This window comes from Nonomuraea sp. NPDC052129, from assembly GCF_040680095.1.
GTDB lineage: Bacteria > Actinomycetota > Actinomycetes > Streptosporangiales > Streptosporangiaceae > Nonomuraea.
Genome location: NZ_JBFAVX010000009.1, coordinates 190,221 through 210,577, shown reverse-complemented (window position 1 = coordinate 210,577; position 20,357 = coordinate 190,221). Strand labels below are relative to the sequence as shown.

At 67.3% G+C, this 20,357-nt stretch carries 19 protein-coding genes; 13 read left to right on the top strand and 6 right to left on the bottom strand.

Translation table 11 applies throughout. The features are described from left to right. Window positions 1–77: 77 nt before the first annotated feature. Window positions 78–926 (bottom strand): DeoR/GlpR family DNA-binding transcription regulator, encoded by an 849-nt coding sequence (locus AB0L53_RS22315; protein ID WP_363996774.1) that lies wholly within the window; start codon window positions 924–926, stop codon window positions 78–80. A 298-nt stretch (window positions 927–1,224) separates the two neighbouring features. On the opposite strand from AB0L53_RS22315, the gene AB0L53_RS22310 reads away from it, so the two are divergent. The 7 genes from AB0L53_RS22310 to AB0L53_RS22280 all read left to right on the top strand — a co-directional run bounded on the left by AB0L53_RS22310 (window position 1,225) and on the right by AB0L53_RS22280 (window position 8,388). Next, complete coding sequence (locus tag AB0L53_RS22310) at window positions 1,225–2,532, top strand: sugar ABC transporter substrate-binding protein (RefSeq protein ID WP_363996771.1); 1,308 nt, start codon at window positions 1,225–1,227, stop codon at window positions 2,530–2,532. 220 nt (window positions 2,533–2,752) lie between these two features. Next, window positions 2,753–3,556 (top strand): sugar ABC transporter permease, encoded by an 804-nt coding sequence (locus tag AB0L53_RS22305; RefSeq protein WP_363996768.1) that lies wholly within the window; start codon window positions 2,753–2,755, stop codon window positions 3,554–3,556. Between the two features lie 6 nt (window positions 3,557–3,562). Continuing rightward, window positions 3,563–4,405 (top strand): carbohydrate ABC transporter permease, encoded by an 843-nt coding sequence (locus AB0L53_RS22300; RefSeq protein ID WP_357950620.1) that lies wholly within the window; start codon window positions 3,563–3,565, stop codon window positions 4,403–4,405. 53 nt (window positions 4,406–4,458) lie between these two features. Beyond that, on the top strand, window positions 4,459–5,319 hold the full coding sequence (locus AB0L53_RS22295) for a ketose-bisphosphate aldolase (protein WP_363996764.1): 861 nt from the start codon (window positions 4,459–4,461) through the stop codon (window positions 5,317–5,319). Window position 5,320: 1 nt separating this feature from the next. Then, the gene (locus AB0L53_RS22290; RefSeq protein ID WP_363996761.1) at window positions 5,321–6,520 is read left to right on the top strand and encodes an ADP-dependent glucokinase/phosphofructokinase; all 1,200 of its coding nucleotides are present in this window, start codon (window positions 5,321–5,323) and stop codon (window positions 6,518–6,520) included. 219 nt (window positions 6,521–6,739) lie between these two features. Further along, entirely contained in the window at window positions 6,740–7,084 is a 345-nt protein-coding gene (locus AB0L53_RS22285; protein ID WP_363996758.1) for a hypothetical protein, read from the top strand. Further along, a complete protein-coding gene (locus AB0L53_RS22280; protein WP_363996755.1) occupies window positions 7,081–8,388 on the top strand; it encodes a hypothetical protein in 1,308 nt (435 codons plus the stop codon). The genes AB0L53_RS22285 and AB0L53_RS22280 overlap by 4 nt, the downstream gene beginning before the upstream one ends. A gap of 66 nt (window positions 8,389–8,454) precedes the next feature. Here AB0L53_RS22280 and AB0L53_RS22275 read toward each other — a convergent pair whose 3' ends face one another. From AB0L53_RS22275 to AB0L53_RS22260, 4 genes are all read right to left on the bottom strand, one after another. Beyond that, window positions 8,455–9,036, bottom strand: coding sequence for an NADAR family protein (locus tag AB0L53_RS22275; protein WP_363996752.1), 582 nt, complete (start codon window positions 9,034–9,036; stop codon window positions 8,455–8,457). 205 nt (window positions 9,037–9,241) lie between these two features. Then, complete coding sequence (locus AB0L53_RS22270) at window positions 9,242–10,447, bottom strand: amidohydrolase family protein (protein ID WP_363996749.1); 1,206 nt, start codon at window positions 10,445–10,447, stop codon at window positions 9,242–9,244. 72 nt (window positions 10,448–10,519) lie between these two features. Then, the gene (locus AB0L53_RS22265; protein ID WP_363996746.1) at window positions 10,520–11,680 is read right to left on the bottom strand and encodes an FAD-dependent monooxygenase; all 1,161 of its coding nucleotides are present in this window, start codon (window positions 11,678–11,680) and stop codon (window positions 10,520–10,522) included. Continuing rightward, the gene (locus AB0L53_RS22260; RefSeq protein WP_363996743.1) at window positions 11,677–12,255 is read right to left on the bottom strand and encodes a TetR family transcriptional regulator; all 579 of its coding nucleotides are present in this window, start codon (window positions 12,253–12,255) and stop codon (window positions 11,677–11,679) included. The genes AB0L53_RS22265 and AB0L53_RS22260 overlap by 4 nt, the downstream gene beginning before the upstream one ends. A 71-nt stretch (window positions 12,256–12,326) precedes the next feature. On the opposite strand from AB0L53_RS22260, the gene AB0L53_RS22255 reads away from it, so the two are divergent. After that, window positions 12,327–12,995: an HD domain-containing protein gene (locus AB0L53_RS22255; RefSeq protein ID WP_363996740.1), complete on the top strand. Its 669-nt coding sequence runs from the start codon at window positions 12,327–12,329 to the stop codon at window positions 12,993–12,995. Between the two features lie 28 nt (window positions 12,996–13,023). On the opposite strand, the gene AB0L53_RS22250 is transcribed toward AB0L53_RS22255, so the two are convergent. Continuing rightward, window positions 13,024–13,734 (bottom strand): FCD domain-containing protein, encoded by a 711-nt coding sequence (locus tag AB0L53_RS22250; RefSeq protein WP_363996737.1) that lies wholly within the window; start codon window positions 13,732–13,734, stop codon window positions 13,024–13,026. Window positions 13,735–13,924: 190 nt separating this feature from the next. On the opposite strand from AB0L53_RS22250, the gene AB0L53_RS22245 reads away from it, so the two are divergent. The 5 genes from AB0L53_RS22245 to AB0L53_RS22225 are packed head-to-tail and all read left to right on the top strand — an operon-like array spanning window position 13,925 to window position 20,314. Then, window positions 13,925–15,532, top strand: coding sequence for an ABC transporter substrate-binding protein (locus AB0L53_RS22245; RefSeq protein WP_363996734.1), 1,608 nt, complete (start codon window positions 13,925–13,927; stop codon window positions 15,530–15,532). Between the two features lie 4 nt (window positions 15,533–15,536). Continuing rightward, entirely contained in the window at window positions 15,537–16,496 is a 960-nt protein-coding gene (locus AB0L53_RS22240; protein ID WP_363996731.1) for an ABC transporter permease, read from the top strand. Further along, entirely contained in the window at window positions 16,496–18,430 is a 1,935-nt protein-coding gene (locus tag AB0L53_RS22235) for a dipeptide/oligopeptide/nickel ABC transporter permease/ATP-binding protein (RefSeq protein ID WP_358539916.1), read from the top strand. The genes AB0L53_RS22240 and AB0L53_RS22235 overlap by 1 nt, the downstream gene beginning before the upstream one ends. After that, a complete protein-coding gene (locus tag AB0L53_RS22230) occupies window positions 18,423–19,412 on the top strand; it encodes an ABC transporter ATP-binding protein (protein ID WP_363996727.1) in 990 nt (329 codons plus the stop codon). The genes AB0L53_RS22235 and AB0L53_RS22230 overlap by 8 nt, the downstream gene beginning before the upstream one ends. After that, a complete protein-coding gene (locus tag AB0L53_RS22225) occupies window positions 19,409–20,314 on the top strand; it encodes a dihydrodipicolinate synthase family protein (RefSeq protein ID WP_363996724.1) in 906 nt (301 codons plus the stop codon). Before AB0L53_RS22230 ends, AB0L53_RS22225 begins: the two co-directional genes overlap by 4 nt. Window positions 20,315–20,357 lie beyond the last annotated feature (43 nt).

The window sequence follows — 20,357 nt, the reverse complement described above, 5'->3', positions numbered from 1 at the left end:
GTCTCTCCTCGACGCGGGGTCCCGCTGAGCGAGTCTGGCCGTTCTCCAGTCATAGGGAACGGCCAGTGGTGCACGAACTAGTGGGGATCCTGATTGGCTTCAGGGGCGCCTTCGAGGGTTTCCGGGGTGATCAGCTCTACCTCGTTCTCCTTCAGCGCCTCGAGAAGATCAGGCGGCGGGGTGGAGTCCGTGACCAGGTAGTCGGCGCCCCCGAGCTCGGCCACCTGGGCGAAGAGCCGGCGACCGAACTTGGAGGAGTCCGCCAGTATCGCCACGCGCGCCGCCCGAGAGATCATCTCTCGCATCATCGCCGCCTCGGCGAGGTTGCTCGTGGTGTAGCCGGCGGCCGCTGAAACGGCGCCGACCCCGATCAACGCCAGATCGCAGCTGATGTCCAGCTCGCTGCCGCCGGACGCCCGGAAGCTGACGGGGCCGATGGTGGCCAGTGTGAGAGGGCGGACCGCGCCGCCGACGACGTACACGTCGCGGATCGCCGAGGACGGCAGCGCCGGGGGCACGAGCAGGCTGTTCGTCACCACTGTCAGGTCTCGGTGGTTACGCAGGTTCCGGGCCACGGCGAGAGTGGTCGTGCCGCCATTGATCATGACGATGGACCCGTCTTCCACCAGCGACCCGGCGAGTGCCGCGATCTTCTCCTTCTCGCGTTCTTCCATCTTGAGCCGCACGTCCACGGCCCGGTCGACCCGGGAGAGGGTCGACTGACTGACCGCTCCGCCATAGGTGCGGACCAGGACGCCGTCGGCGCTCAGCTGGTCCAGGTCCCGCCGGATCGTGTCGATGGAGACGCCGAAGCGCTCCGCGAGCGCGCTGACCGTGACCTGCCCGGTCTCTGCGACGTATGCCGCCAGTTGGGCTTTACGTCCTGCAGGTAGACGACGCTGCCGATCCTCTTCGTCAAGGGTCACTGACCCTCCCATCTCTGCGGTAGTTGCGTTATGGATCAACGCAACAGAGGGGTGATACAGGTCCTAGAACTGCAGACTACCGCATAATGCTGCTTCTCTCAGGCGAGATGCCGCTTACCGCACGGGCCTGGGCGGTGCGATCCACCTGCGACCGTGCGTCTCTTCCCATTTCTTTGCCGAACTGTGCGGTTTCTAGCGGAACTTTGCTGTTGCTAGGTCTTGTGAGGCGACGTCACGCGTTGTTAATGTGGCGGAAACCGGCAAAGAGCGGTAACACCTGTACAGCAAGGAGGTCGCGATGACCGGAGGCAGCACCCGGTTGCAGGGCCGGACACGGCGACTACTCGGGGTCATGGCGGTGGCGGTGCTCAGCGCCACGGCCGTGGGGTGTGGTTCCAACTCGGGAACCAGCGCGGGATCAAGCGGCGGCGGCCCCGTCACGTTGGAGTTCGCGCAGTGGTGGGCGCCGGAGCTACCGGCGGGATCGTTCGACAAGCTCATGACGGAATTCACCGCCCAGAACCCGAACATCAAGGTCAAGCTGCTGAGCGGTCCGTACGCGTCCACCAAGCAGCAGTTGGTGTCCGGAGCGGCGTCGAGGACGTTGCCTGATGTCGTGGGCCTCGACGGCGCGTGGGTGAGCGACTTCGCCAAGCAGGGTGCCATCGCCGACCTGTCCGAGCTCATGGCGAATGCGAAGTACGACTCGAGCCAGCTCGCGAGCCAGATCCAGGTCAAGGGCAAGACCTACATGATCCCCGTGGTGAACTTCGTCTACCCCCTGTTCGTCAACAACGATCTGCTCGAGAAGGCGGGGGTCAAGAAGCCGCCGAGCACACGTACGGAGTTCCTGGACGCGGCCAAGAAGATCAGCGCGCTTGGCGGCAACGTCAAGGGCTGGGCCCTGCCGCTCGACACCGCCGTTCCCAACGGCATTCAGAATGACGTGATGTCGTGGCTGTGGGCATCGGGCGGCAGCATGCTCACCAAGGACGGCAAGCCCGACCTGACTGGTCAGGGCGTCAAGAGTACCGTTGAGTACGTCAAGAGCCTGAACGACGCGGGCGTCATCGCTCCCGGATCGCTCACCATGAAAGAGCAGGACAAGGTGGAGAAGTTCTCCACCGGCCAGGTCGGCATGATGATCGATTCCTTGGCTCACATCACGCTGATCAAGAAGAACAATCCCAAGCTGAACTTCACCGTGGTGCCGATCCCGGCCCAGGACGGCTACACCGGCAAGCGCGGCATCCCGTACGCGTCCTGGGGCATCGGCGTCGCCGACTCCTCGGAGCACAAGGCCGAGGCGTTCAAGCTGGTCCAGTTCTTGATGGACAAGAAGGCGAACGCGGAGCTGAGCACGTTGGCGAAGGGCTTCCCCGGCAACAAGACGGCCGAGCCGGACTTCAGCAAGAGCGACTCGCTGTTCAAGACGGCCTTCGACATCTACAAGGCGGGCTATCCCGCCAACGAGTTCGTGGGCCTGCCGAAGGCAGAAGACCTCATGCGCAGCTTCGACGAGCAACTGCAGCTCCTGCTCACCGGCAAGCAGAGCATCGACGACACCCTCAACAAGGCGCAACAGGCCTGGGCACCGGTGCTCTGACCTTCCGCACTTCGTGGGCCGCGCCGACCGTGCGGCGCGGCCCCGAACCAAGGAGACATCGATGGACACCGCGAAACTCGATCCCGCGGCCTCCCCGGGAGCCGCACCATCGGCATCGGAATCCCCTGTGGGCCGACGAAGAAGTACGCGGCCTTTTCCCGTACAGCGTGTCGTCCCGTACGGCTATCTCTCGCCGACGCTGATATTGATCTTTGTGCTGATGATCATCCCCATCGCGATGGTGGTCAGCTATTCGTTCAAGGACAACGTGATCGTCGAGCAGAATCCGGTCTTCGCCGGTCTCGCCAACTACACCACGGTGCTCACCGATCCCAACTTCCTGGCCGCGCTGAAGAACACGTTCATCTTCATCACTCTGAGCACGGTCGCGCACCTGGGCCTCGGGCTGGCCTTCGCGACGATGCTCAACACGCCGTTGCTGGGCGGAGTGACGAAAGCCATCTTCCGCATCGTCTACATCCTGCCCTGGCTGTTCACGGTCGCCGTGATCGCGGTCATCTGGCGGCTCATGCTGGACCCGTCCGGGGTGGTCAACTACATCCTGACCACGATCGGCGTGCTGCGCGCGGAAGTGAGTTGGCTCTCCGACCCGAACATGGCGCTCTGGGCGTTGACCTTCATCAACATCTGGGCCGGCTTCCCCTTCTTCATGATCAGCATACTGGCCGGGTTGCAGGGAATCTCGCCCGTTCTGTACGAGGCGGCCTCCGTGGACGGCGCGACCACCTACCGCAAGTTCCGCAATGTGACGCTTCCCCAGTTGAAGCCGGTGCTCCTGAGCATGGCCGTGCTCGATCTCATCTGGACCTCTCAGCAGTTCGCCCTCATCTGGATGACCACCGGTGGCGGCCCGCTGAATGTCACCGAGATGCTCAGCACCTACACCTACAAGCAGGCCTTCAGCAGTTACGAGTTCGCCACCGCGTCCGCCGCCGCCGTCATAGTCCTGCTGCTCACGATGGTTCTGGCCGTCTTCTACGTTCGCCTGCAAAAGGAGAGGTGATCACCCGTGCTCACCCGCAAAAGGCGGCGCCTCTACGCGAAGAGCGCCGTGCTCGCAGGCTTGATCGTCGGCGCGCTCTTCGCCGGCCTGCCGGTCGTGTGGATGCTGTCGACGTCGTTCAAGACCAATGGGGAAGTCTTCCAGGTTCCGCCACGGCTGATCACCGACAACTTCTCGTTCGACGCCTACGCGAAGATCCTGGGCGACGCGGCCGAGTTGCGGTTTTTCATCAACAGTTACATCGTCGCGCTGTCGGTGACGGTGCTGACATTGTTCGTGGCGATACTCGCGGCATATGGATTCAGCCGCTACAACTTCCCGTTGAAGCGATCCATCAACGTCGTGATCGTCAGTGTTCAGGCTGTGCCGCCGATCACACTCGTCATTCCCTACTTTGGTCTAGTGGTGGGACTCGGCCTGTATAATACGTATGCGGGGTTGATTCTCACGCACATGGTCTTCACCTTGCCCTATGCGATCATCATGATGACCGCATACTTCAATACCCTGCCCCGGGAATTGGATGAATCCGTCAAGGTGGACGGGGCGTCGAGTTGGACGGCTCTCTGGCGGATCCTGGTGCCCATTTCGGTTCCCGGCCTGGTCGCCGTGGGCGTCTACACCTTCATGATCTCGTGGAACGAGTATCTGTTCGCGCTGACCCTCACCCGTACCGACGACATGCGAACCGTCCCCATCGGCATCCAGTTGTTGATGGGCCAGCACTCCTACGAGTGGAACCAGATGATGGCCATGAGCATTCTGGGATCCATTCCGGTGCTCCTGTTGTTCCTCATCTTCCAGCGGCGATTCATCGGCGGCCTCACCTCGGGTGCCGTCAAGACCTGACGCATCATGCCCGTCCCGCGGCATAATCAACTATTCAAAGGAGAAATACAGTAATGCTGACGACCGGCAAGGTGCTCCTGGCCGCCGCGCACGAAAAGAACTTCGCGGTGCCCGCCTTCAACATCAGCGACTACGCGATGTTCAACGGCATCGTGGACATCAGTGAAGAGAAGAACGCGCCGCTCATCGTCGGGATCCATCCCGACGAGGTGCGGCACCTCGGAGTGGACGTGATCGCCGCGATCACCCAGCGGGCCCATCGCTCGTCCGTGCCGATCGCGATTCACTGGGACCACGGCGCGACCTATGAGGAGATGCTGACCGCGATCCGGATCGGCTTCACCTCGGTGATGATCGATGCCTCTATGAAGTCCTTCGAGGACAACATCGCGCTCTCCAAGAAGGTCACCGAGACCGCGCACGCGGTCGGCCTGTCGGTCGAAGCGGAGCTGGGGACGATCGGCAAGACCGACAACGAGGCCGAAGACGGCAGCGACGCGATCATCTACACCGACCCGGCGGACGCCGTGACCTTCGTGCGGGAGACCGGGGTGGACAGCCTCGCCGTGGCCATCGGCACCTATCACGGCATCTACCCGAAGACCCTGAAGCCGGAGCTCAAGCTTGACCTGCTGAAGGAGATCAAGGACCGGGTCAGGATCCCCCTCGTGCTGCACGGCGGCTCGGGCAACCCCGACAACGAGATCGCGGAATCGGTCAAGCTCGGTATCAACAAGATCAATATCTCCAGTGACATCAAGCTCGCCTACCACATGAAGATGCGCGAAGTCCTGGCCGATGAGAGCCTGCGTGAGCCGAACTCCATCCAGCCGCCGTGCATCGAGGCGATGAAGGTCGTGGCCGCGCAGAAGATCGACCTCTTCGAAGCGACCGGCAAGGCGTCTCTCTACTGACATGGCCAGCCATGTGGTCCTGGGTTTGGGGGGATGCGTCGACTACGAGCTCAAGCTGTCCTCGGCGGTCTTGGAGCAGCTGGTCGGCGAGTATGAGATCCACAATGCCGAGCTGACGTCATCGGTCACCGTTACCGACGAACGCGAGCTGGTCATCTCGATTCTCACCTACCTCAAAAAGGGCGGAGGAGGCGAGCACTTCGTCGCCTCCTCCGAATGCCTGAGCGCGTTCGCGGGGCGGTTCCCCAAACGGACGACTCTGGGCGGCACCTCTGTCCGAGCGGCGCTGGAGATGAGCCGGCTCGGCGTACCCTCCACCCTGCACCTGGTCAGCCTCAACGACATCGTCCGCCGCCTGCTGCCGGCAAGCTGCGACTACATCTGCAGCGGCGACCGGGATACCCTCTATCCGCACCTGATCGTGCAGTACGACCAGGACCTGCGGGTTCGAGCAGGCGACATCGACATCCGGGCGCCGTTCCCGAACAGATTGATCTACGTCAACGACCCGGCGAACGAGTCCATGCTGCTGAGTGATGAGCTGGGCTCGTTGCTCCGCGACGCACGGGTCTTTCTGATCTCAGGATTCAACGCGATCAGGGACCAGCAGACACTCGACCGGCGTCTGACCACGCTGAGAGACCACATGCGACAGCTGCCGGCCGAGGCGGTCGTCTACTACGAGGATGCCGGATTCCACGAGCCGGGCCACAGCCAATTGGTCCGCGACGCGCTTCTGGAAGTCATCGACGTCTACGGACTGAACGAAGACGAGCTGCAGCTGCACCTGGGCTACGCCGTCGACCTGCTCTCCGTGACGGAGGTGGCCCGCGCCCTCGAATCGCTGCGCGCTCTCATCCCCGTGCCGACCCTGGTCGTCCATACGAAATATTGGTCGGCGGCATTCGGCGAGAGAGCCGGCGAGTACGCGGAGCCGCTGAACGAGGGCATCGTGATCGCCAGCACCCGCTACTCCCACGGCGATGGGTACACAGAGCACCAGTACGAACTCATGCGGAACCGGCCAAGGCGCACGGAGTCGGTGGAATTCGCTGCGGCGCTGGAAGACCGAATGGGCGAGGTCGTTCGCTGCCTGCCCGGCTTCGACCTTGACGTCGCCGCACCCACGACCATCGGACTCGGCGACGCGTTCGTCGGCGGTTTCCTGGCCGCGGTCGCCCAGGGCCGGTCAACCACGTGAGCCGTATGTGTCCATGGTCTTCGGTGATCGAGGCGTTGTCCGGAGGGGCCAAAGCCTGAAGTATGAGCCGGGCGAACTAACGTGATGACCATGCTGTACGCGACCACTTCGAACTGGCCTGACACGAAGAGTGACGGAGGCCATACTGAGTGGATGCGTGCCCCCAAACGCCGTCGTCCGCTTCCGCGTAGCTTGGTGACACCGCCGGAAGGCGTCCGCTTGGACCAACTCGCAGAGCGGGTCTCCTATGTCGGCAGCGGTGAGCACAAGTCCTACCCCTCGTTCGCGGGACAGCCCAGGCTGCGGGCTGATGCCAGCAAGTGCGATCCCAAGTTCGCTGATCCGGTGGAGATCACGGATTGGCTGAAGACGACCATCGCGTGCGGGAACATCGGCGCGCCGTGGGAAGGAGATTTTCCACGGTACGCATGGCGTCGATTGGATGATGTCGTCTACGAGGCCAGGTTGGTGAACCGGGAGCTGGGCCAGTACAAGGGATATCCGCTTGATCGCAGTGAGTGGCCGGAGAAGCTCTACGAGGTCGGCGAGAGCGAGGACCAATGAATGCCGTTCCAGAGTTGGCCATTCGGTGGGAGTGGGAGGCCGCACCGTCGGTCAAGGCGCCCGAGCATCGAGCCACCTGGGCGCGGATCGAGATCGTTGTAGGCGCCGAGCACGTCACGCTGGTCGAGGACCAGGAGTCCGGCAGTTCGCGCCGGTCGATCTACTGCCCCCTTTACCCGCTCGCGGAGTGGGCCGCCTACAACTGGTGGCTGCTGCGCGCGGACGCGCGCCCGGCACGCAGCTTGGATTTGTGGGGCCTGGAGCACTACGACTCCCGGCAGTTCAGGCGGCATTCGTTGCGCGGCATCGGAGACGGTTTCCTCTGGCCCAACCTGGCGCTCATCCCCGAGGGGGAGCACAAGCGGCTGATCTGGCAGCGCGACCGATTCCCGACAGCAGGCAGGCCGATCAGGTTCCTGGCGGACGGTGAGGCGTTTGTCGACCGCGATTCCGTCGACCGCGAGCTCATCTCCGTCATCTCTGCCGTCCTTACTCGTCTGGCCGAGCAAGGAGTCACTGATACGCCGCTGGAAAAAGAGTGGGCGGAGATTCAGCGAGCCGACTCTGATGAGGTCGAATTCTGCCTGGCCGCCGCGCGCCTCGGTCTCGACCCTTACAGCGAGGCCGAGCCGTACCAGCAACTGATCATGCGAGCCGCGGCTGAACTGCGAGGGGACCTTCTCGGTGACTTCCTGGACGCGGTGGAACCTGCCCGCATTGGGCAGGCCCTGGAATGGATCCGCGGCGCACGCACTGAGATCGAACAGGCGCCGGAAGCGGAAGCGGCGAGAACGCTGCGCGAAGAACTCCGGCGGTCTCGGGCGACGCCGGGAAACTGGTCATGGGAGAAAGGGTGGAATCAGGCACGAGTGGTGCGTCGGATTCTGGGACTCGCCGACCAGGATGTCTTCGACCTCTCTATCTTTATGAACAGCATCGACCGGCCCACAGCCGACAGAGGGCTACAGGCCGTTGGTGGATCAACCGGTGACTCTGGTCCGTTGGCGGTCGTCGAGCCTGGCCGACCAGGAGGTTCCCGGCGGTTCACGCTCTCGCGAGCGCTCTGGCACTACTTGTGGGAGTCGGAGCCCCTCTTTCTGGTCACCACCGCCTACACGGAACGTCAGAAGGTCGAGCGAGCCTTCGCCGCCGAACTGCTGGCGCCCGCGCAAGGCATCGGTGAGTTGCTGAGCGTCCCTCCTGAGATCGCGATTCAGGACGACCTCGATGGGATCGCCGCTCATTTCCAGGTGTCACCGATGGTGATCAAGCATCAACTGGACAACCAACTGCTTCCGATTTAGTCGGCCGAGTGCGGTGACGGACGTCATGGCGCCGCGGATCTTCGGGGTTGGGGTGAGGTTCGGCGGTCAGGAAGCCGCGGCGAGCGCTTCCCGTACGGACATCAGGCCGAAGCCGAGGAGGTTCAGGCCCTGCCAGGTCGTAGGGGAGGAGGCGCGCTCGTCGTCGGCGGTCAGGCCGATGCCCCAGATCCGGTCGTGAGGGCTGGCCTCGACCAGGACCCGGTTCCGGGTGCCGAGCAGGAAGTCGGCCAGTTCGGGGTGCTGGGCGAACTTGGCGAGGTTGCCGCGGACCACGATGTCGAAGCGGTGGGCGTTCCAGACGTCCTCCTCGAAATCGCGCACGCCCCGGCCGAGCTTCTTGGCCTCGCCGGGATGACCCGCGGCGAGGATCTCGGCGGCGCTCTGGTGGTCGTCGAACAGCCACGCCTTGTGAGCCATCATGTAGTGCTCGGCGGAGGCGAAGATGTGGCCGTCCTCGCTGAACGTGACCGGCCACCACTGGGACAGGCAGCCGGGACCGACGCCGCCGTCGCGGGCCGGGCGATGGCCCCAGAAGAAGAGATAGCGCAGAACCTGGCCCGCCTGCTCGGCGGCGATCGCCTCGGCCACGGTCTGGGGAAGCGCGGTGCGGGGGAGTTCGTCGGACACGCCCACACCGTCCCACAGTCGCGCTCGGATCCGCCAACGGCCAATGCCAGCGGTTGATCACTTTTCGTGGAGTCGACCCGACGGCGGTAAGCCGCCTGCTTCTGGTCGACCCGGTGATCTCCCCCGCCAAAGTTCTGGCCTACGGGCGGGTGGTGGACGCTGTCCCGGCGCAGCAGGTCGGCGGCTGCGGCGGGCGGCCCGGCGGTCAGCCCGGGGTTTGGGACTGTCGTACGCCGCGGCGCCACACGTCGGCGATGGCGCGTGTGGCGGTGATGTCCCGGGTCGGGTCGCCGTCGACGAGCAGCAGGTCGGCGCGGAGGCCCGGGGCGATTCTGCCGCGGTCGGTGAGTCCGAAGCAGCGGGCCGGGACGCTGGTGGCGGCGGCGAGCGCCTGCTCGGCCGTCAGCCCGGCCCTGGTGAGCGTCAGCAGTTCGTGGTGCAGGCCGGCGCCGTGCGGAGGGCCGAAGGGCGTGCAGTCGGTGCCCGCCAGCAGGGGGACCCCGGCCCGGAAGAGGGCCAGGGCGGCGTGCGAGGCGTTGGTCGCGCCTGCGGAATGTAGGGGAATGTCGCTGAACTCTCGGTTCAAGGTGGCCTTCGACCGCTCCGACATCCGGGACGCGACCCGCTCGTCCCGCAGGAGCTCCGTGCCGCCGGGGTCGCCGGTGACGGCTTCGATGTACGTGATCGTGCTGATGGTGAACGCGTCGTACGCGGCGATCCGGGCGGCGACCTCCTCGACCATGGTGGGATCGGTGTCGGTGAAGAGGTGCGCCAGCCCGTCGACGCCCGCGTCCAGGGCGATGATCGCCTCCCGCGCGGTGACCGTGTGCGCGATGGCCTTGAGCCCGGCGGCGTGCGCGGCCTCGACCAGGACGGCGGCGAGCTCCGGGCTGAGCACGGGCAGGCGCGTGCCGCCCGAGGTGCCGTCGTCGACCGCGATCTTCAGGTAGTCGGCGCCCTCCGCCAGCCGGGCCTCCACGAACGCCTTGGCCTGGCCGGAGTCGGCGACCGTGTCGATCGTGGCGTCCGTGCCCAGGGCCTTCAGTACGTCGGGAGTCATGATCTGGGTCGGGTGCCCGCCGGGCGCGGTGGCGATGACGCTGGAGCTGCGCAGGTCGGCGACGTCATCGCGCTCGGCGGCCTGCCGGCGCTGTACGGCAAGCAGGGGCGGCAGGTTGTTCAGGTCGAGCTCGGTGGTGACGCCGAACCGCAGCGCCTCGGCGAGGTCGCCCTCGAAGACGTGCGCGTGCGCGTCGATCAGGCCGGGGAGCAGGGTCTTCCCGGCGCCGTCGAGCACGATGTCGACGGGGCCGCCCGGGTCGCCGATGCGGTCGCCGTCGATCAGGACCTCGGCGCCGGAGATGGTCTGCTCGCCGTCGAAGACGCGGACGTTATTGATGAGAGTACGCATGGCTCTCCTGAAATCAGATTTGATGTCGAACTATCTCAGTAGAGGATAGTAAGACGTCGAACTATCTGATGTCTAGGCGATGATGGCGCTCTGTTTCCCCGCCACCGCTGCCATCACATAGCGATCGAGAAGCGGCAGACGGGCCAGGTGGAGGGCGGCTCTGCGGGCCAGCAGCTGCCAGCGCGCCTCCGGCACGAACCAGCGGACACCCTTGCGCCCCACCTCCTGCTTTTCCGCCACCACCGGGCGCAGCACCCGTTCGTACTCGGCCAGGGCGGACTCGATCGACGGCTCCGCCGAGAGGCGGTCGGCGAGGATGTAGGCGCCCGCGATCGCGAGCGAGGCGCCCTGACCGGCCACCACCGACACCGCTTGGCAGGCGTCCCCGATGAGCGTTACCCGGTCGCGGCTCCACTGCGGCAGCTCCACCTGGGCGACCTGGTCGTAGTACATCTGCGCCGCGGGCGGGCAGGCGGCCAGGGCGCGAGGGGCGAGCCAGCCCAGTGACGCGTACTCCTGGAGGACTCGCTCGCGGGGGTCGGCGGGCAGGGTGCGGTCGTCCGTGCGGTGGACGGCGAAGACGGCGACCTGGTCGCCGCGCAGGGCGTAGAAGCCGAGCTGCCTGGTCATCGTGTCGGTCAGCGTCAACTGCCCGGCCACCTCGGCCCGGACCTCCGGGTCCGTGAAGATCCACGCGGCCGTGTGGAAGCCGAGGTGGCGCAGGAAGTCGCGCTCCTCGCCGAACACCAGGCCGCGGACCGTCGAGTGGATGCCGTCGGCGCCCACCAGGAGATCGGCCTCCAGCGTGTCGCCGTTGACGGTCACCCGGACGCCGTCCGGGTGGTTCTCGACGCCGGTGAGCGCGGCGCCGTAGCGGAGGTCGACGCGGTCGGAGAGGTATTCGCGGAGGGATCGTTCGAGGTCGGGGCGCATGATGCTGATCAGGCGGCCGTCCACGGCCTTGGCGAACTGGTCGAAGCCGAGCCCGGAGCGGCGACGGCCCTCCTCGTCGCGGTAGGTCATCTCCGTCACCACGTAGCCCACCTCGTGCAGGCGAGGCAGTACGCCCATGGCCTCCGCGGCGTCGAATCCCGGACCGAAGAAGTCGATCATGTAGCCCTGGGTGCGGGGGCCGGGGGGCCGCTCCAGCACCACCACGTCCCAGCCGATGGCGTCGAGGCACTGGGCCAGGGCCAGCCCGCCGATGCCGGCACCGCAGATCACGGCTTTCATGAGGGTTCCCTTCCGTCAAGGAGTCGTCTGAGTACGGGGGCGACGGTCGGCGCGGTCAGGTCGGGAGTGAAGGCCCGGTGCAGCATGAGGCCGTCGATGGCGGCGGCGACCACCGCCGCCGTCTGGTCCGGCGCCGCCACGCCCTGGGCGGCCAGCCGCGAGGCCAGCCGGTCGCGGAAGGCGGTGACCACCCCGGCCAGCGACCGGCGCAGCGTCTCGTCGCGGGTGGCCGCCAGATATGTCTCGGTGAACAGCAGCGACATGGGGTCGCGGCCGTCGTGCTCGTCCAGCGTGGCGAGCATGACGTCCAGTGCTTCCTCCGCCGTGCCGGCCTGCTCCAGCAGCGGGCCCATCCCCTCGACCAGGCCCCGCATAGTGCCGATGGCGGCCTCCGTGAGCAGCGCGTGCACCGAGGAGAAGTGGTAGTGCACCAGTCCGGGCGTCACCCCGGCGCGCTCGGCGAGCATCCGCGTGCTCACCGCCGACCAGCCGCGCTCGGCGATCAGCTCCGCGGCCACGCGCAGCAACCGCCCGCGCACCTCACGGCCCTGGTCCGCCGACTTGGGTCCGGGCATGGATTCCTCCGTTTGGACGTACGCCCTGGGCGATCGACCAAGGCGTTTGACCAGAGGATAGCATCCGAGGCATGACTGAGATCTTCACGAGCTGGAAATCCTGGCGGGACGCCGAGCAGCCGCTGGCCGCGGCGCTGCCGGGGGAGACGGTCGTGGTGCTGGAGGAGGCCGTGGCCTTCGCCGAACTGCAGCACGGGGATCAGTTGCGGCCGACCGGCGTGCCCTACCTGGAGCATCTGCTGGAGGCGTTGGAGGTCGCGGTGCGCGGGGCGGGGGTGCGCGACCCGGACGTGCTGGTGGCGATCGTGCTGCACGACGTGGTCGAGGACACCCCGTGCACCCGCGCGGAGATCGCCGAGCGGTTCGGCGAGCACGTCGCCGAGCTGGTCGCCTGGGTGACCAAGCCCGCGGTGGCCGCCCCACAGGACAAGCCGGGCGTGGCCGCCCCACAGGACAAGCCGGGCGTGGCCACCGGGCAGGACAGGGCGGCGGCGAAGGCGGCGGTGAAGGCGGCCTACCTGCGGGGGCTGGTGGAAGCGCCGCCGCAGGCCGTGCTGGTCAAGCTGGCCGACCGGGTGAGCAACGTGCAGGAGCTGCACCGGGTGCCGGTGGACTTCCAGCGGCGATACCACCGGGAGACGGTGGAGCACATCGTGCCGCTGGCGGCGACGTCACCGTGGTTCGCCCGCTGGTTCGCCGGCTGGCGGGACGACTGGCGGGCCTTCGAATCCCCCGAGTAGACCCCAAGTAGACCCCGGGTAGACCCCGTCAGCGGGTGTGCAGGCGGGCCAACCGGTTGCGGACGCCGTCGAAGTGGGCGAAGACCGCCGCCACCGCCGCGGTCTTGTCACCGGACTGCACGGCCGTGTAGATGTCGCGGTGCCGCTTGGCCACGTCGGCCGGGGGCTCGTCGGGCGTGCCGAGCTGATCACGCAGCTGGTGGTAGACGTCCCAGAACGCCCCGAGCAGCTGGCTGACCAGCGGGTTGCCGAGCGGGCGGTAGAGCAGGTCGTGGAAGAGCCGGTCCGTCTCCGGTGACACGTCTCCGACCAGCGCCTCGCTCTCCATGCGGGCCATCACGTCGGCCACCGGTGTCAGGTCGGCCTCGGGGCCCAGGTCGATGAGCCGCTGGACCAGGCCGGCCTCCAGGATCTCGCGGATCTCGGTGAGGTGGGTGAGGTGACTCTTGCCGTCCTGGAGGGTGATGCGGCTGTGGAAGGCCAGCTCGTCGACCAGCCCGGCCAGCGACATCCGGCCCACGAACATGCCGAAGCCGTGGCGGATGTCGACGATCCCGACGGCCTGGAGCGCCTTGAGCGCCTCCCGGACCGAGTTGCGGCTGACCTGGAGCTCTTCCATGAGCTCGGTTTCGGTGGGCAGGGGATCACCCGCCACGAGCCCGCGCCGGAGGATGAGCTCTTTGACGCCCTCCTGGGCCTCGACGGCACGGCTGGGCCGCGGGCGCGGGACAGTGGTCATGAAAAATCCCTTCGTCGTAAGCGCTTAGGTAACATTCCGGAAATCTCCTGTTGACCTCAACCGGGTCCGGCCCATAGCGTCCACCCTACGCACAACATAGGACATGGGATGTCCCACGTTCTACATTAGGACCGTAATGAAGCGGCCTAATGCGGATCGCAGGATCTGCACCAACCCCCAGGAGGCATCCGTGAGCTCTGAGTTCAGCCGCCGTGATTTCCTGCGCTACAGCGGGGCCACGGGTGCGGCGGCGTTCATCGCCACCACCCTCTCCGCCTGCTCGGGTGGCCCGGCCTCGACCGGTTCGGTCGGCGCCGGATCCAACAAGGACCTGATCACCGCCGTCATCGGCTATGGCAACGACCAGAGCTGGGATCCGACGCAGACGGCCTCGGCCTTCGCGATGGCCGGCATCCAGCACGTCTACGAGGGCCTGCTCGACACCGACCCGATCACCCGCGAGCCGTTCCCGGCCCTGGCGACCGCGCTGCCGACGGACCTGAACGCCACCTCGTGGAAGTTCACCCTCCGCGACGGCGCGAAGTGGCACGACGGCCAGCCGGTGACCGCCGATGACGTGGTCTTCACCTTCCAGCGCATCCTCGACCCAGAAGCCAACGTGCTGACCGGCAACTTCTTCAAGTCCTGGCTCCAGGAAGTGAAGAAGATCGACGACAAGAACGTCGAGCTGGTCTTCAAGTTCGCCTTCCCCGACGCGGCGCCCAGGCTGACCATCGCCAAGATCATGCCCAAGCACGTCTTCAGCCAGCCGGGCGCCTGGGACCAGGCCAAGACCGGCAAGGCCGTCGGCTCGGGGCCGTACAAGCAGACCGCGCACAACCCCAAGAGCAACACCACCTTCGAGGCGTTCGCCGACTACAACGGGCCGCGCCCGGCGACCGTCAAGAAGATGAACTGGCTGACGATCGTGGACGCGGCGGCCCGCGTCGCGAAGATCTCCGGCGGCTCGGCCGAGGCGCAGATCGCCGACAACATTCCGTACGCCAACGTCGAGCAGCTCAAGCAGCAGGGGCTGAGCGTCGAGGGCGGCGCGGGGATGAACCACATGTTCCTGATGTTCAACACCGGGACCAAGCCGTTCGACGACGTCCGCGTACGCCAGGCGCTGCACTACGCCATCGACAAGAAGAAGCTGATCGACGTGGCCCTCAAGGGGCACGGCACCGCCTCCAGCTCCTTCCTCAACGAGGGCCACCCCGACCACAAGCGGGCCTCGGTCGTCTACGACTACGACCAGGAGAAGGCCAAGGCGCTGCTCAAAGAGGCGGGCGTGACCAACCTGACGGTCAACCTGATGGCCGTCAACGTGAGCTGGATCGCCGACTGCCTGCCGACCATCGCCGCTTCCTGGGAGGCGATCGGCGTCAAGACGACGCTGGAGCCGCAGGACACGGCCGCGCTGTTCGCCAAGATGGACCAGTTCCAGGACTACCAGGTGGTCGCGGCGGCCTCGAACCCCAACCAGTTCGGCATGGACGCCGACCTGATCATGCGCTACAACTTCGTGGCCGGCGGCCTGTGGATGAAGTACAGCCACTGGGGCGACAGCAAGGACGCCAAGACCCTGTTCACGCAGATGGACGAGGCCACCAAAGAGCCCGACAAGGCGGCCAAGACCGCGAAGGTCCAGAAATATCTGGATCTCATCGCCGAGCAGGCGGTCCTCTACCCCGTCGTCCACACCGAGCTGATGACCGCCTGGGACCCGAAGAAGCTGACCGGGATCCGCGCGCAGGCATACCCGGGCATCAACGTCCTCCAGGCCAAGCGCACCTGAGCCCATGGCCTTCATCGTCAGAATGCTCCTCCGGCGGATCCTCGTCCTGGTCCCGCTGGTGCTCGGGGTCGCCGCGTTCGTGTTCATCGTGATGCGCTTCTCCAACAGCAAGCCGGAGTACGCCTACTTCCAGGGCGCGAACCCGACCCCCGAGCAGATCCACCAGTTCCAGGTCGAGAACGGCCTGCTCGACCCGCTGCCGCTGCGCTACCTGCGCTTCGTCGGCGACCTGGTCCGCGGCGACCTGGGCACCAGCGTGCTCACCAAGAAGCCGGTGCTCGAATCGGTCACGACCGCGCTGCCGCTGACGCTCCAGCTCACGCTTCTCGGCCTGTTCGTCGCGGTCGTGCTGGCGTTGATCTTCGGCGTCACCGGGGCGTTGTTCCGTGACCGCTGGCCCGACCAGGTGATCCGCATCGTGTCCCTGGTCGGGGTGGCGGCCCCGGCCTTCTGGCTGGCGCTGCTGATGATCCAGTGGCTCGCGGTGGGGGAGGGGCTGTTCCCGACCGGCGGCTACATCAACCCCGCCGACTCGACGAGTGGCTGGCTGCGCTCGATGACGCTGCCCGCGCTGTCGCTGTCGCTGCCGGTCGCGGCCCAGCTCACCAGGATCATCCGCACCTCGATGGTGGAGGAGCTCGACCGCGACTACGTACGCACCGCGATCGGCAGCGGGCTGCCGCCGATCGTGGTGGTGGGCCGCAACGTGCTGCGCAACGCGCTGATCAACCCGCTGACCGTGCTCGGCCTGCGCATCGGCTACCTGATCGGCGGCGCGGTGGTCATCGAGCAGATCTACGGTCTGCCGGGCATGGGCCAGCTCATGATCAACGCGGTGCGCGACGGCGACCCCGCGGTCGTGCAGGGCGTCGTGCTTACCGTCGCGGTCGGCTTCATGGTCGTCAACCTGCTGGTCGACGTCCTGTACCTGCTGGTCAACCCCAGGCTCAGGAGCGCCACCTGATGAGACGTGGACTGACCGAACGCCTCGCCAAGCCGGGCGTCAACCTCAGACGGCTACGGCCGCTGTCGTGGATCGCCGTGGGCGTCGTCGCCGTGATCGTGCTGGCCGCGCTGCTCGCGCCGGTGATCGCGCCGCACTCGCCGTACTTCCAGGAGATCGCCGGCGGCGGCCCGTCCGCGAGTCACTGGATGGGACTCGACAGCGCCAACCGCGACATCCTGTCCAGGCTCCTTTACGGCGCGCGCTGGTCGTTGCTCATCGGCCTCGGCGCGACCGTCCTGGCCCTGGTCGTGGGGGCCGTCATCGGCGCCGCCGCGGCCACCTCCCGCCGGGCCGTCGACGAGACGATCATGCGCCTCCTCGACGTGATCATGGCCTTCCCCGGCATCGCGCTGGCCGCGGTGCTGGTGGCGGTGTTCGGCGGCAGCATCCCGGTGCTGGTGATGGCGATGGCCTTCCTCTACATGCCCTCGGTGGCGCGCGTCGTGCGGGCCAACGTGATCGCCCAGTACGGCGAGGACTACGTCGCGGCCGAGCGGATCATCGGCGCCCGCACCCCGCACATCCTGATCCGGCACATCGCCATCAACTGCGCGGCGCCGGTGCTGGTGTTCTGCACGGTGATGGTGGCCGACGTGATCGTGTTCGAGGCGTCGCTGTCGTTCATCGGCGCCGGAGTACGCCCGCCGAACCCGTCGTGGGGCAGCGTCATCGCCGACGGCAAGAACATGGTGCTCCTCGGCGGCTGGTGGGCCACGGTCTTCCCCGGTCTGCTCATCCTGATCACCGTGCTGGCCCTGAACATCCTCTCCGAGGGCATCTCCGACGCCTGGGCCGCGCCGGCCACCCGCAAGGCCGCCATCAAGAAGGACGACGCGTTCGAGGCGGCCCGGCCGGGCTCCGGCGAGGTCGTCGAACTGCCGGGACTGGCCGAGGCCGCCCGCAGACTGGCCGAACGGGCCCGCCCCCTGCCCTCGGGCCCGCCGATCCTCGCGGTGGAGCGGCTGCGGATCGGCTTCGCCGAGGGCGTGGACATCGTCGACGGCATCGCCTTCGAGGTACGTCCGGGCGAGGTGCTCGGACTGGTCGGCGAGTCCGGCTGCGGCAAGTCGCTGACCGCGCTGACCATCATGGGCCTGCAGCCTCGCGACGCCCGCGTCAGCGGCCACGTACGCTTCGACCAGCAAGAGCTCCTGTCGCTGCCGCGCCGCGCCCGCCGCCGCCTGCTCGGTCACGAGATGGCGATGATCTACCAGGACGCTCTCTCCTCGCTGAACCCGGCCATGACCATCAAGGCCCAGCTCAAGCAGGTCACCCGCCGTGGTGGCCGCCGGACACCGGCCGAACTGCTCGAACTGGTCGGCCTGGACGCCCGCCGTACCCTGTCCTCCTACCCGCACGAGCTGTCCGGCGGGCAGCGGCAGCGGGTGCTGATCGCGATGGCGCTGTCGCGCGAGCCCAAGCTGATCGTCGCCGACGAGCCCACCACCGCGCTCGACGTGACCGTCCAGGCGCAGGTCATCGAGCTGCTGCTGGAACTGCGCGCGGAGCTGGGGTTCGCGCTGATCCTCGTCTCGCACGACCTCGCGCTGATCGCCGACGTCACCGACCGCGTCGTGGTCATGTACGGCGGGCAGATCGTGGAGACCGGCGCCACGGCGACGCTGGTCGGTGCGCCCGCCCACCACTACGCGCGCGGGCTGCTCGGCTCGGTGCTGTCGCTGGAGTCGGGGGCCGAGCGGCTGACGCAGATCCCCGGCGTGGTGCCCGCGGCGGCGGACTTCCCGGCCGGCTGCCGCTTCGCCGACCGGTGCCCGATGGCCACGGACGTGTGCCGTACCGACACTCCGGCGCTGGAAGGGGACACCCAGCGGCACGCCGTGGCGTGTCACCATCCCGCTGTCGTCCTCGTGGGGAGTGATCAGCATGCTTGAGCTGAAGGACGTGCACGTCGTGCACAAGGCCCGCTCGGGCGGGGTGTTCTCGCGGGACCGCGTCTACGCGCTGACCGAGGCGAACCTCTCGGTCAGCCCCGGCGAGACGGTCGGCGTCGTGGGGGAGTCGGGCTGTGGCAAGTCCACGCTGGCCAAGGTGCTGGTGGGCCTGCAACGGCCGACCTCGGGCACCGTGACCTTCCGGGGCAAGGACCTGTGGGCGCTCAAGGAGGCGGAGCGGCGGGGGCTGATCGGATCCAGCGTCGGGATGATATTTCAGGACCCGTCCACGGCGCTCAACCGGCGGCTGCCCGTCAGCAAGGTGCTCCGCGACCCGCTCAACGTGCACGGGCACGGCACCCCGGCCGAGCGGGACGCCCGGGTCCGCGAGCTGCTCGACCTCGTCGGCCTGCCCGCCGGCGCGGCCGACCTGCTGCCCGGCCAGCTGTCCGGCGGGCAGCGGCAGCGCGTGGCCATCGCCAGGGCGCTGGCCCTCGAACCCGACCTGCTCATCGCCGACGAGCCGACCAGTGCCCTTGACGTCTCGGTACGGGCGCAGATACTCAACCTGCTGCTCGATCTGAAGGAGCGGCTCGGGCTGGCGCTGGTGTTCGTCTCGCATGACATCCAGACGGTCCGGCGGATGAGCGACCGGGTGGTGACCATGTACCTGGGCAGGATCGTCGAGCAGACCCCCGCGCACGCCGTACCCCTGAACGCCCGGCACCCCTACACGCGGGCGCTGTTCTCCGCCACGCCGGGACTGATCTCCCCGATCAACCCGATCCCGCTGGTCGGCGCCGTGCCTTCGGCCACCAGGCCGCCGAGCGGCTGCCCGTTCCGCACCCGATGCTGGCGGGCGGACGAGGAGTGCGGCGCGGCCTGGCCCGCGGCGCGCAGCGACGCCGACCACCTCTTCCACTGCTACCACCCGGTGGCGGCGGGAGCCACCGACCTCGAACTGATCCAGGAGCGCCCATGACATTGACCGGTGTGATCCCCCCGGTGTGCACCCCGATGACCGCCGGCGGCCAGGTGGACGCCGCGTCGCTGATCCGGCTGGTGGACCACCTGCTCGACGGCGGGGTGGACGGGCTGTTCGTGCTCGGGTCGTCGTCGGAGGTGGCCTACCTGCCCGACGCCCAGCGCCGGGTGGTGCTCGACACCGTGGTCGGTCATGTGGGCGGACGGGTGCCGGTGCTGGCGGGGGTGATCGACATGACGACACCACGGGTGCTCGAACACGTGCGTGTCGCCGTCGAGGCCGGGGTGTCGGGACTGGTAGCCACGGCGCCGTTCTACACGCGCACCCATCCCACTGAGATCCGCACCCATTTCCGGACCATCAGCGCCGAGAGCGGCTTGCCGGTCTACGCCTATGACCTGCCGGTCGCCGTGCACACCAAGCTGACCGCCGAGCTGCTGCTGGGACTGGCCGCCGAAGGGGTGCTGGCCGGGGTCAAGGATTCGAGCGGGGACGACGGCGGTCTGCGGCAGGTGATCCTGGGCCGCGAGGCGCCGTTCAGCGTGCTGACCGGCTCCGAGGTGACGGTGGACTCCGCCCTGTGGATGGGCGCCGACGGGGTGGTGCCCGGCTTGGGCAATGTCGATCCCCACGGGTACGTCCGGCTCTACCAGGCGGCCCGGCGGGGCGACTGGGAGGCGGCCAGGCTGGAGCAGGAGCGGCTGGTACGGCTGTTCGAGATCGTCACGGTCGGCGGCAGCCGGATGGGCGGCAGCTCGTCGGGGCTCGGCGCCTTCAAGGCGGCGCTGCACCTGCGCGGCGTCATCGACCACCCGGCCACCGCGCTGCCGCAGGTCCCGCTGAACGACGAGGAGACCGGCCACATCGGCAAGCACCTGGTGGCCGCGGGTCTGCTGTAGCAGCAGGGCAGGTGCAAGGGCTTGCATCAGCGGACAATCGCAT

Excerpts from the sequence above, each read along its gene's own strand:
- AB0L53_RS22230 (WP_363996727.1), top strand. The coding sequence starts at position 18,423 with ATGCTTGAGCTGAAGGACGTGCACGTCGTGCACAAGGCCCGCTCGGGC.
- AB0L53_RS22305 (WP_363996768.1), top strand. The coding sequence starts at position 2,753 with ATGATCATCCCCATCGCGATGGTGGTCAGCTATTCGTTCAAGGACAAC.
- AB0L53_RS22225 (WP_363996724.1), top strand. The coding sequence starts at position 19,409 with ATGACATTGACCGGTGTGATCCCCCCGGTGTGCACCCCGATGACCGCC.
- AB0L53_RS22260 (WP_363996743.1), bottom strand. The coding sequence starts at position 12,255 with ATGCCCGGACCCAAGTCGGCGGACCAGGGCCGTGAGGTGCGCGGGCGG.
- AB0L53_RS22295 (WP_363996764.1), top strand. The coding sequence starts at position 4,459 with ATGCTGACGACCGGCAAGGTGCTCCTGGCCGCCGCGCACGAAAAGAAC.
- AB0L53_RS22280 (WP_363996755.1), top strand. The coding sequence starts at position 7,081 with ATGAATGCCGTTCCAGAGTTGGCCATTCGGTGGGAGTGGGAGGCCGCA.
- AB0L53_RS22235 (WP_358539916.1), top strand. The coding sequence starts at position 16,496 with ATGAGACGTGGACTGACCGAACGCCTCGCCAAGCCGGGCGTCAACCTC.
- AB0L53_RS22290 (WP_363996761.1), top strand. The coding sequence starts at position 5,321 with ATGGCCAGCCATGTGGTCCTGGGTTTGGGGGGATGCGTCGACTACGAG.
- AB0L53_RS22240 (WP_363996731.1), top strand. The coding sequence starts at position 15,537 with ATGGCCTTCATCGTCAGAATGCTCCTCCGGCGGATCCTCGTCCTGGTC.
- AB0L53_RS22255 (WP_363996740.1), top strand. The coding sequence starts at position 12,327 with ATGACTGAGATCTTCACGAGCTGGAAATCCTGGCGGGACGCCGAGCAG.
- AB0L53_RS22265 (WP_363996746.1), bottom strand. The coding sequence starts at position 11,680 with ATGAAAGCCGTGATCTGCGGTGCCGGCATCGGCGGGCTGGCCCTGGCC.
- AB0L53_RS22270 (WP_363996749.1), bottom strand. The coding sequence starts at position 10,447 with ATGCGTACTCTCATCAATAACGTCCGCGTCTTCGACGGCGAGCAGACC.
- AB0L53_RS22250 (WP_363996737.1), bottom strand. The coding sequence starts at position 13,734 with ATGACCACTGTCCCGCGCCCGCGGCCCAGCCGTGCCGTCGAGGCCCAG.
- AB0L53_RS22310 (WP_363996771.1), top strand. The coding sequence starts at position 1,225 with ATGACCGGAGGCAGCACCCGGTTGCAGGGCCGGACACGGCGACTACTC.